We start from the raw sequence: 11353 nt of genomic DNA on the forward strand, positions 1-11353 counted from the left end.
CGCGGGGTGGAGCAGCCCGGTAGCTCGTCAGGCTCATAACCTGAAGGCCGCAGGTTCAAATCCTGCCCCCGCAACCAAACACAAGCCCGCTTAAACAAGCGGGCTTTTTTGCGTCTGAACACCCAGAAAACAGAACGACCCAGACAGGCAACAACGCCGGGGAAGTGCGCCTCCAGCTCTAGAAGCCGCCGTATAGACAAAACGGAATCAAAGCGAAAACACTCCACGCAATCAGAAAAACAAGCGGCGCCTGATGCGCAAACATCCCACCACGCCGTGCACGATGCATCATCGCACGCGCATCCTCATCACTCCTCCCAAGCGTGAACTCAGATAAGCCAGGACAGCGCCGGTGAAGAACCTGCTCCTTCTCGTTCCATTTTCCGATCGCACCATAACCGGCCCTGATGCCGGGCAAGGCGATCAGGGTGAGCATGAAGCCCAGAAGAGAAAGGAGTGGCGGAATAAGAATGGCCATCCTGTCTCCCCAGCGTGTCGTCGAGCCCGTCATGGCCGTCGCATAGGCAATGACGAGAAATGCCTGTGAACTCAGCAGCGCCTGAAGACGGCCATTGACGGTCTCTGTCTCGAACCGGATTTCAGAGCGATAATAGGCGAGTAACTCGTTATCCGTCGGCTTGCCGTGGGCGATGACTTCTTCTGCGTCGGGCGGCGGAAAAGCGGGGATAACCATTACGCATTCTTTCTGAGCGAGGTGTCTGATAGCGCGTCATCCTGTCTTTGTTCGACCTGACAGAAGCATGCGCCGCCCTCGGGCTCTCGCATCCTGTTTTACGCAGGAGCACAAAGCACGACGAGCCGATCGGTTTGCAACAGAAAGGACTCATCCAGGTTAAAGTGTGATCTTGCGCGCACGACATGTGCCTTCTCTGTCGTGCCGACCCGGTGACGGCACGCAGATCGCGTCGCAGATGCCCACAGGCTTATTGTCAGTGAGCAAAGCCATCATGAGGCGGTATCGGGTAAAATGATCGATCGGCCGGATGAGTCCCGACCGCTTCATTCCGGATCGTCGGCTTTCCCACGTCGCCTTTTTTCTCGAGACGTGAGCCTGCCTTTACGCGACCGGCTTATGCCCGATGATCTCGCGACCTGCTCCATAGATATGATAGAGCGAGCTCGCAGGCATATAATCGACCAGTGCGCTGCCCTGAGCGTCGATATGATCGATCCAGCCTCCTTCGAGATGAGACGGCGCGAAGATATCCATAAAGGCGGATGCATAATGCGTTGCCTGATCTGCCTTGTCCGTCAGACCGGGAGTGTAAAGAAGACGCAGTAATTCTGTCTGTGCCCAGATACGCGCGGAGTGTTCCAGAACCGTATGGGTATCGCTCATGCTGTCGAGAACGACGCCGCGCTCAGGATCGCAGCCATGCGCGAAACCGGCCCTGAAGAGATGCAGGGCCGTCAGGTTACGCCAGCCCGCTTCGGCGTCTGATCCGTTCTGCGTCACGCCGGCAAGACGACCGAAGTCGCGTAACAGCCACGACCATTCGAAAAGATGCCCGGCCTGCACCTGATTGGCGCCGCGCGGTGCAAGAGGCGACCAGTCCGGGGCGAAGAATTCCAGCAGCAGACCGGATCGGGCATCGATCAGATGCGCGCGGGCCAGTTCGACCAGTTTTTGCGCCTTGTCGAGATAGAACGAATCTCTCGTTGCCTCGAAAACGACGAGATAGGCTTCGAGCAGATGCATATGCGGGTTCTGGCTGCGTTGCCTGCCTTCATCGGGTATCGCGTCGAGATAGCCGCCATTATCGGCTGTGAAAATAAGGTCGATCTCATCGGCGATACAGCGCGCCATCTCCCGGTCTTTCGGGCGGTCCGCATAGCGTATGGCCCAACCATAAGCGAACAGAATGAAGGCATGGGCGTAGAGATCGCGCTTCGTATTGGCCGGGCGGTTATCCGTGCCGATCGAGAATACCCAGCCTGGCTGGGAGTCGGCGCGATGAAACAGCGTCTCGACACGATCCAGACAATCCAGTGCCTGCGCACCGGCATCATACACGCCGTCGATTGCCGCACGGCAATAAGTCGCGATCTGTCGCGCCTGAACCATGAGCCTCAGGGCGTCGAGCCGGATGGGACGTCCCTGCCAGTCGAGACGTTCGTGAAACAGGGTGCGTGCAGAATCGAAGCCCGCCCGGCTCCAGAGAGGAAGAGCCTGATCGAAAAGCCAGTTGCGCCACCGATCCCGGATGGCGGGGGCCGTGTTGTGCATGCCGCGGGTCATATCAGTCAGGCTTCGAACTCACAGGGGCTGGCCGTGTCGCTTCTGAAAGAGCGACCTTCATCTTGCGCACGATCGAGGTTGTCGAGCGACCTGATACCAGATTGGCAAGCACCACGCGACCGCCCCAGGACTTTACCTCTGCGCCGCCAACGACCTGATCTTCGGTATAATCGGCCCCCTTCACCAGAATATCGGGCTTGAGAGCGCAGATCGTTTCAAGAGGCGTATCTTCATCGAAAATAACCACCAGATCGACATCGCGCAGCGCGCCCATAACCGTGGCGCGCGCCAGTTCGTCCTGCAATGGCCGCTCTTCACCCTTGAGGCGACGCACCGAGGCATCGCTGTTGAGTGCGACCACCAGCTTGTCGCCTTCCTGTGCGGCGGCCTGGATCAGGGCGATATGTCCGGGGTGGAGCAGATCGAAACAGCCATTCGTGAAAACGACACGTGCACCGTGCTGACGCCATGCTTCGATCATGGATTGCGCCTGATCCAGCGAGGCAATAACGCTGTCACGGTCGATTTTGGACTTGAGGGCGGCACTGAGTTCGGCACGCGAAACGGTTGCGGTGCCCAGTTTGCCGACGACGATCGCCGCTGCGTTGGTGGCGATCACCATGGCGGTCCGCAGATCGGTTCCGGCCGACATCATGGCCGCAAGCGTTGCAACGACCGTATCGCCTGCACCGGAAACATCGAATACCTCGGATTGCGGTACATGGGCATGCGTCATACGGCCATCGCGCTCAAGCAGGGTCATCCCTTCCTCGGAGCGGGTGACCAGCACGTCGCCACCGAACTGCTCCTGCGCGGCAAGCGCAGCGAAACGGATTTCGGTATCGGTGCCCACAGGCAGACCCGTTGCAAGGGAAAGCTCCTTGCGGTTGGGGGTGATGAGTTGTGCGCCCCGATAGGCTGAGAGATCGCGCCGCTTGGGGTCGACCACTACGGGGATACCCTGCTGATTCGCGGCCCGGATCACGGCCTGGAGCACTTCGTTGCTCAGCACGCCCTTAGCGTAATCCGAGCAAACGACCACATCCGCCCCCTCCAGGGCTGCCAGTGCAGCAGCAACGAGCCGCTCGCGCGTTGCGGGCGGGACGACAACCGAGGGTTCCTCATCGATACGCACAATCTGCTGGCGCCCGCTCAATACACGCGTCTTGGTAATGGTGACCCAGTCAGGATCCTGGACCAGATGCGTGAGATCGATCGTATCGCATGTGGAGACAGTGCGCCGGAACTCCCTTGCCGCCTCATCCTGACCGACCAGCCCAACCAGGGTGACCTTGCAGCCAAGGGCGGCGGCATTCATGGCAACATTCGCCGCACCGCCGGGCACCGTACTGTGTTTGGCGCGCAAAAGCACAGGCACCGGGGCTTCGGGAGAGATGCGGTCGACCGATCCGTGAATGTAGCAATCGAGCAGAAGATCGCCGATGATCAAGACCCGTCCGAATGTGAAGTCGCTAATCATCTCTCGTCCTCGATCGTCTGTCAGTCTTGGGGCACCGTCGCAGGGTCCCGGGGCATCGTTCACGAACATGTCGCCCGATCCTGTATTTCACAGGTGGCCTTGTCGTCCTGCCAAAGCCGTGGGCGAATGACAATCCTCCCTTCCGGCAGCCGAGGATGCCGCGCCCGGTTTCAGGGCTGCCTCTGTAGTATAAACGCAATGGAAGAGAGAGATGGCATCGTTTCATTTCTGCGCTATCGTGGGCGCATGATCCTGATAAACGCCTCGCCCGTGGTCTCTTGATGCGCAAAGCTCTTGTCCCCCTCGTCCTGGCCGGATTTGGTGTTTCCCAGGCTCATGCCCTGCCGGCTTTTCTGGAAAAATTCCTGCCGCGCCCACCGCCGCAGCCAAGCCATCCAGCCATTCCTGTGGTGCCGCCTGCCAGCAAGGTCCAGATCCCTGCGCAGGCGGCCGTGCCTGACGGCAGTCCTGCCCTGCCGCCCGTGCTCGTGCAGAGCGGTCCCCTTTCCTTCGCGCCTCTCGTGCAGCGGGTTATTCCCGCTGTGGTGAATATCGCCATCACCCAGATCAGCACCGAAGGGGGCGGGAAGATTCCTGCCCAGATCAAGGGGACACCGCTGGAGAAGCGCTACAAGGAGAAGATGCAGCGGCATCAGGAAGAGATTCTTGGCGCCGGATCGGGATTCATCATCGATCCATCGGGGATCATTGTGACGAACGATCATGTGGTGGGCGATGCCGATAACGTCACGGTCTCCCTCTCCAACGGGCAGGAACTTCCTGCCAAGCTGATCGGGGTTGATGCCCTGACGGATATCGCCGTCATCAAGGTCGAATCGCCCAAGCCGCTGCCCTATGTGACGTGGGGCGACAGCCACAAGGTCAATGTGGGGGACTGGGTTCTGGTCGCGGGGAATCCTTTCGGATTCGGGTCATCCGTCAGTGCCGGTATCGTTTCAGCGCGAGGACGCGATCTGGGAGCAGGCTCGCTCGACGATTTCCTGCAGCTCGATGCGCCGATCAATCCGGGCAATTCGGGCGGACCCGCCTTCAACATGCGCGGTCAGGTGGTGGCCGTGAACGCGGCCATGGTATCGCCCGCAGGCGGATCGGTGGGGATTGGCTTCGGTATTCCTTCTGAGATCGTCGCGCCGATCGTCGAGGAAATCAGGCGTACCGGCCATGTCGATCACGGTTGGCTGGGGGTCACGCTCGACGATGGTGACGGCTCTGTCGTTCTGGTCGACGTCGATCGAAACGGCCCTGCCCAGAAGGGCGGATTGATGAAAGGTGACAAGATTACCGCCATCAATAACGCTCCAGTCGAAAACGGACGCGCCCTGCTGCGTATCGTCGCGGCGGGCAAACCGGGGAATGCCGTGACTTTCACGGTAATTCGCAAGGGTAAAACCGTGACAATAACGCTTCCTATCGGAAAACGTCCTGCAGATGCCGACGAATAAGGGTGTATTGCATTCTTCGCCCTTTCTTCTCGCGCGTAACTGAAAGATAATAAGGTCACCGTAAAGTGAGGGGGCGGTGATCCCGCCCGTCGAGGCCCGTGACCGAATCATAATGTTTCGTTTCCGTGTCCTGACCCTGTGTTTTAGCCCCCTGTCAAAGCCAAGGACTGACCATGCGTATTCTGCTTGTCGAGGATGATCCTACCGTCAGGAGCTTCATCGTGAAGGGACTGAAGGAAACCGGACATCTTGTCGAGGAGGCCGATAACGGCAAGGATGGTCTGTTTCTCGCCGTGAGCGAGAACTTCGATATCGTGATTCTTGACCGTATGCTGCCCGGTGGCATTGACGGTCTGCGCATTCTCGAAACGCTTCGCGCCCAGAACAATGCCACACCCGTTCTGCTTCTCTCGGCACTGGCCGATGTGGACGAACGCGTGGCCGGTCTTAAGGCGGGCGGCGACGACTACATGACCAAGCCTTTCGCCTTTTCCGAGCTTCTGGCACGCGTCGAGGCTCTGGCCCGTCGCGGCAGTGCCGAGCAGGCCCCACAGACCAAGCTGACCGTAGCCGATCTGGAAATGGATCTCCTGTCGCGCACCGTGAAGCGCGGAGATGAAAAGATCGATCTTCAGCCGCGTGAATTCCGTCTGCTGGAATTCCTGATGCGTCATGCCGGCCAGGTCGTGACACGCACCATGCTTCTGGAGCGAGTCTGGGACTATCACTTCGACCCGCAGACAAACGTGATCGATGTGCATGTTTCGCGTCTGCGTCAGAAAGTCGACAAGCCTTTCGAGACCGCGCTGATCCATACGATCCGAAATGCAGGCTATATCCTGCGCGCCAACTAAGCAGGGTAAAGTGTTTTCATGAGGTTCAGTCTGTCGCGTTTCCCCCTGCTTCGCGTGTGGTGGAAGCGCGCCTGGCGGTTCCGGTCGGCAGGGCTCGGTTTTTCACTGGCCTACGGGCTGGTCTTTGCCCTGTCGGCCACTCTGTTTCTTACTTTTCTCTGGTGGCACACGATCGGCGCTCTCGAGCGCGAGGTAGGGCAGGCTGTCGATGCTGATGCGCACGGCCTTGCCGAGCGCTGGATGCAGGGTGGCCTGTCCAGCCTGCAACGCGCCATTCAGGACAGGCTCGATCAGGATGTCGAGGATCAGGATCTCTATCTCCTGATCACGCCTGGCGGCCAGCGTCTCGCCGGAAACATGCCTTCATGGCCTGATGCCGTGCAACGCGCAGACCGGTTCTATACGCTCAAGATCAGCCGTGCCGGAAACACCATTTCGGCGGCGATGCACGCCTATGTCCTGCCGGACGGACTGCAACTGCTGGTCGGTCGAGACATCAGGGGGCGCGATATCCTGCGCCGCGTCCTGACGGAAACGTTTCTCTGGTCGTGGCTTATGGTGACGGCGCTGGCGATCGGTGGCGCCTGGGTCGTTCGCGGTATTTTCAGTCGTATCCTGAGTTCGATTGCCCGCACGACGACGGCACTCGCCAATGGCGACATGAGGCAGCGCATGCCTCTTGTCGGGAACGATGTCGATCTTGTCGCCCATTCCATCAACAGGATGCTGGATCGTATCTCCAAACTCCTGGAGGGCGTGAAGCAGGTTTCCAACTCCATCGCACACGACCTGCGGACCCCCATCACACGGGCACGCAACAGGCTGGAAGATGCGGCTTTGCATGCGCGATCGACCGAGGAGATGCATGACGCGATCCATCGCGCCGTTGCCGATCTCGATCATGTCACGTCCGTGTTCGACGCGCTGATGCGCATTGCGCAGATCGAGGCCGGTGCAAGACGGGCGGCCTTCGAAACGACGGACCTGATACGCCCGCTGCACGATATTGCCGAACTCTATGAGGCCTCGGCGGAAGATGCCGGTCTTCAGATCGCGCTCGACCTGCCGCAGCGCCTGCTTTTTTTCGGCGATGCCCGTCTGATCCAGCAGGCCGTGGCCAATATGATCGACAACGCCATCAAGTTCTCGCCCGCCGATACGACGGTTACGCTCAGGGCAAGCGTTTCCGGTGCTCTGGTGCGCATCAGCGTGACGGATGAAGGGCCGGGCATGTCGGCCGAAGATCTTCTTCGTGCCTCGGAACGGTTTTTCCGTGCCGATCAGGCCCGTAATACGCCAGGGGCGGGGCTCGGTCTCTCGCTCGTTCAGGCTGTGGCGCAGCTCCATCATGGCTCATTGTCGCTCGAACCCCTGCAGCGTGGCCTGCGTGTCGTGCTGAGTCTGCCTGTCGAGGAAAATCCGATCGTCTGATCATTGAGCGGCAACATGAACACAGATAGGGAGGCGGGGATTAATAATTAAAAAACAGTTCATCAGTCGCCCATAGGCATGCAAGGTGACCCGGTTTAGTGCTAAGATATGACGCACTCGGCTTTAGCCCTATTCTGTTTGACGTGCACGCTCGGGCTGGGTGGTGCAGCACAGGCCGGTTCCTATCTGGTATCTGCGCCTGTTTCTTCACAGGCTGAGTCCGCCCCTCTGGCCGTGACCAGCGACACGCTGGATTACTGCCGGACGCTGGCGCACAAGGTGCATCATACCCTGCGCCAGACAATTCCCCCCTCCGCACCGATGGTCAATCAGGCCATGTATCTTGAGCATGAAGGCGAGGCGCTTTGTGCGCACGGACATCTGCGCTCAGGAATCGCGCAGGAACGTCGGGCATTGGCGGTTCTCCGGCGTTCCTGATCGTTCTGTCCGGTTCGAAAAGCCGACATGCAGTCTTTCGATGCACGTTCCCTAGGTACTCTCGCCTGACACTCTTTCCGTATAGTCTCTCCGCAATGGAGATGGACGTGACAGAGGGCTCTCTGTCTTTTGCGCAGGGTTCGGGCTAATCCATCGCCAGCGCGTGCCCTCGTAATGGAAGACCGGCCATGACCATGATTGCTGTTCTCGACAAAACCCCAGGCAATGCTGCGGATCATGACACATTTCTCAGCGCCCTGCGTCAGCAGGGATTCGAGGGCGAAATCGGCACGTCGCACGATACGCGTCTTGTGCACGCAACCGATAATTCGATCTATCAGCGCCATCCGCAGGCTGTCGTATTTCCCCGGCATCGGCAGGATCTGCTGTTGCTGGCCCGTCTGGCTGGCCAACCGGAATGGAAACAGGTTGTTCTGGCTCCGCGCGGCGGCGGCACAGGTACGAACGGCCAGTCCCTGACCGACGGGATCGTGGTCGATCTGTCCCGGCACATGAATGCCATTCTCGAGATCAACGTCGAGGAGAAATGGGTCAGGGTTCAGCCCGGTGTGGTCAAGGACCAGCTCAATGCGGCCGTAGCCCCCTATGGTCTGTTCTTTGCCCCCGAGCTGTCGACGTCGAATCGCGCGACCATAGGGGGCATGATCAGCACCGACGCCAGCGGGCAGGGAAGCTGCACGTATGGCAAGACACGCGATCATGTGCTGGGTGTGTCGGCTGTCCTGTTGGGGGGGGAGGTTCTCGATACCGCACCGCTCGATGAAGCGACGCTCTCGGTCCGCAGGCAGGGCGAAACGCGCGTGGCGCGGATTCATGACTGCGTGGCCGACATTCATGATCGTGAGAAAGAAACGATCGAACGGGTCTTTCCGCAGCTCAATCGCTGTCTGACAGGCTACGATCTGCGTCATCTACGTGATGAGGACGGCCGTTTCGATCTCACCAGCCTGCTTTGCGGTTCGGAAGGGACACTCGCGTTTCTGGCTGAGGCAAAACTCAACCTGCTGTCCATTCCGCCTCACAGCATTCTGGTCAATATCCGTTATGACAGCTTCATGGAGGCGCTACGCGACGCGCGCGCGCTGATCGGCCTTAAGCCGCTATCGATCGAGACCATTGACTCGAAAGTGCTCGGTCTGGCCATGCAGGATTTTGTCTGGAATTCGGTCGAGAGCTATTTTCCCGAAGACGAGGCCGGCCCCGCGCAGGGGCTGAATCTCGTCGAGTTCGCGGGACATGACGAAGCAGAACTGCGCCAACGGGTTGAGGCATTTCTCGATCATCTGAGACACGATGGAACGGTTCCGCGTCGCGGGCATACGCTGGCAGAGGGGCGTAAGGCAGTCTCTCAGGTCTATGCCATGCGCAAGCGTGCTGTGGGGCTGCTGGGCAATGTACAGGGCGAGGCGCGGCCGCAACCCTTCGTCGAGGATACAGCCGTTCCCCCCGAGAAACTGGCAGATTTCATTGCCGAATTCCGAGCACTTCTGGACGGGCACGGGCTGGATTACGGCATGTTCGGCCATGTCGATGCCGGTGTCCTGCATGTGCGCCCGCTGCTGAACATGCGCGATCCTGACGATGCCGCCCTGATCCGGCCCCTGAGCGATGCCGTGCATGCCCTGACACGACGTTATGGCGGTCTGCTCTGGGGAGAGCACGGTAAAGGGGTGCGCTCTGAATATGTGCCTGACGTGTTCGGGCCGCTTTATCCCTGTCTCGAACAGATCAAGGCGGTATTCGACCCGTACAATCAGCTCAACCCCGGCAAGATTGCCGCCCCTTCGGGAGGGGCAGAAGCCCTTCTGCGTGTGGATAATGTGCCCATGCGCGGTGCGCAGGACCGGCAGATACCGGATGAGGTCTGGCAGAGCTATGGCGCGGCCCTGCATTGCAACGGCAATGGCGCATGCTTCAACTACGATCAGGAAGATCCTATGTGTCCGTCCTGGAAAGCGACACGCGACCGCCGCTTTTCGCCCAAAGGGCGCGCGTCGCTCATGCGCGAGTGGCTCAGATTACAGGCCGGAGCAGGGGTGGATACGGCTGCCCTGGAGGCGAGAGCGCCGAAACCGTTCCATCGTCTTGCAGCGCTGTTCCGCCGGAGACGTACCTCGCCGGGCGATTTCTCGCATCAGCTCTATGACAGCATGGCCAGTTGTCTTGCGTGCAAATCCTGCACCAGCCAGTGCCCGGTCAAGGTCGATGTGCCCGATTTTCGCTCGCGTTTCCTGAATCTGTATCATCAGCGCTACGCCAGACCGCTGCGCGATTATGTGGTGGGGATGATCGAATATACGCTGCCGTTCATGGCACGGTTCGCCCGTCTTTATAATGCGGCCATACGCTTTGCCCCGGTCGGCTTTCTGGGCAGACAGGTGCTCGGCCTTGTCGATATGCCTGCGCTTTCAACCGAGGGGCTGGCAGAAATCTGCCGTCGGTGGCGTGTCCAGCCTGCTACGCCGGAGCGTCTGGTTGCACTGACCGAAGCCGAGAAGGCTCGCTCTGTCATTCTCATGCCCGACCTGTTTACCCGGCATTTCGAGACAGCCCTCGTCGGGGCATTTATCGAACTCGCAGCACGTTGCGGATACACGGTTTATCTTGCTGAAAGCCTGGCCTGCGGTAAGCCCCTTCATGTTCATGGGTTTCTGGGCCTGTTTGCCAGACAGGCACGACGCAATGCGGCCTGGCTGCGCATGCTGGCTTCTTCGGGTGTGCCGATCGTCGGGCTCGATCCGGCCATGACGCTGGTCTACCGTCAGGAATATCGCAAGATCATGGGGCTTGAGGTCACGCCCAGCGTGTTATTGCCGCAGGAGTTCCTGCTGCGCGCCTTGCCGGAACTCAAGGGCGGGATCGGGAACGCGGCTGATCCCGTATCGGGGGCGGTATTCCCGGAGCGTTTACTCCCGGGGTATTTGTTCCTGGGGCATTGTACCGAGAAAACGGCTCTGACCGGATCGGGTGCGGATTGGCAGACCCTGTTTGCACGTGTCGGCCTTTCCCTTGAGCTGGAAAAAACCGGCTGCTGCGGCATGTCCGGGACGTTCGGTCATGAGGCGCGCAATGTCGACACGTCTCAGGTGATTTTCGAGCAATCCTGGGGGCCGCATCTGGACCGGCAGAAAAACAGGCGCGTTCTGGCCAGTGGTTATTCCTGTCGCAGTCAGGTCAAGCGCTTCCGCGGCGTGACACTCGATCATCCACTCATCGCTTTGCTGGAACGTCTGCGCCAGACGGGCACACAGCTGCAAGGCTGAAACACGCGACGGCTGGAAAGTCTGTCGCGCCTTGCCGAACACAGAGGATAATGCCTCTTCAGGGCCGGAAAGACAGTCAGCCACGATATCCGTCACCGATTGACAGGAGTGCTCCACATTCCTACCAGACAATGCAAATGAGA

The 11353-nt window shown here is 59.6% G+C and carries 8 protein-coding genes and 1 tRNA gene; 6 read left to right on the forward strand and 3 right to left on the reverse strand.

Going from position 1 to position 11353, the window contains the following annotated elements:
• Positions 1-77, forward strand: a tRNA-Met gene (locus NF685_RS12390).
• Between the two features lie 101 nt (positions 78-178).
• On the opposite strand, the gene NF685_RS12395 is transcribed toward NF685_RS12390, so the two are convergent.
• The 3 genes from NF685_RS12395 to rfaE1 form a co-directional block, all read right to left on the reverse strand.
• The gene (locus NF685_RS12395) at positions 179-694 is read right to left on the reverse strand and encodes a hypothetical protein (RefSeq protein WP_252849859.1); all 516 of its coding nucleotides are present in this window, start codon (positions 692-694) and stop codon (positions 179-181) included.
• Positions 695-1078: 384 nt separating this feature from the next.
• Positions 1079-2260 carry an AGE family epimerase/isomerase gene (locus NF685_RS12400; protein WP_252849860.1) on the reverse strand — a complete coding sequence of 394 codons (1182 nt, stop codon included), beginning with the start codon at positions 2258-2260 and terminating at the stop codon, positions 1079-1081.
• A 1-nt stretch (position 2261) separates the two neighbouring features.
• A complete protein-coding gene (gene rfaE1, locus NF685_RS12405) occupies positions 2262-3740 on the reverse strand; it encodes a D-glycero-beta-D-manno-heptose-7-phosphate kinase (protein WP_252849861.1) in 1479 nt (492 codons plus the stop codon).
• A gap of 281 nt (positions 3741-4021) precedes the next feature.
• Here rfaE1 and NF685_RS12410 point away from each other — a divergent pair, with 281 nt between their 5' ends.
• The 5 genes from NF685_RS12410 (at position 4022) to ydiJ (ending at position 11210) form a co-directional block, all read left to right on the forward strand.
• Positions 4022-5203 carry a S1C family serine protease gene (locus tag NF685_RS12410; protein ID WP_252849862.1) on the forward strand — a complete coding sequence of 394 codons (1182 nt, stop codon included), beginning with the start codon at positions 4022-4024 and terminating at the stop codon, positions 5201-5203.
• 173 nt (positions 5204-5376) lie between these two features.
• Positions 5377-6057, forward strand: coding sequence for a winged helix-turn-helix domain-containing protein (locus NF685_RS12415; protein WP_025842033.1), 681 nt, complete (start codon positions 5377-5379; stop codon positions 6055-6057).
• 18 nt (positions 6058-6075) lie between these two features.
• On the forward strand, positions 6076-7488 hold the full coding sequence (locus NF685_RS12420; protein ID WP_252849863.1) for a HAMP domain-containing sensor histidine kinase: 1413 nt from the start codon (positions 6076-6078) through the stop codon (positions 7486-7488).
• A gap of 138 nt (positions 7489-7626) precedes the next feature.
• Complete coding sequence (locus tag NF685_RS12425; RefSeq protein WP_222546190.1) at positions 7627-7926, forward strand: hypothetical protein; 300 nt, start codon at positions 7627-7629, stop codon at positions 7924-7926.
• A gap of 188 nt (positions 7927-8114) precedes the next feature.
• On the forward strand, positions 8115-11210 hold the full coding sequence (gene ydiJ / locus NF685_RS12430; protein WP_252849864.1) for a D-2-hydroxyglutarate dehydrogenase YdiJ: 3096 nt from the start codon (positions 8115-8117) through the stop codon (positions 11208-11210).
• Positions 11211-11353: the final 143 nt, after the last annotated feature.

It is taken from the genome of Asaia lannensis NBRC 102526 (assembly GCF_024054035.1).
Lineage (GTDB): Bacteria > Pseudomonadota > Alphaproteobacteria > Acetobacterales > Acetobacteraceae > Asaia > Asaia lannensis.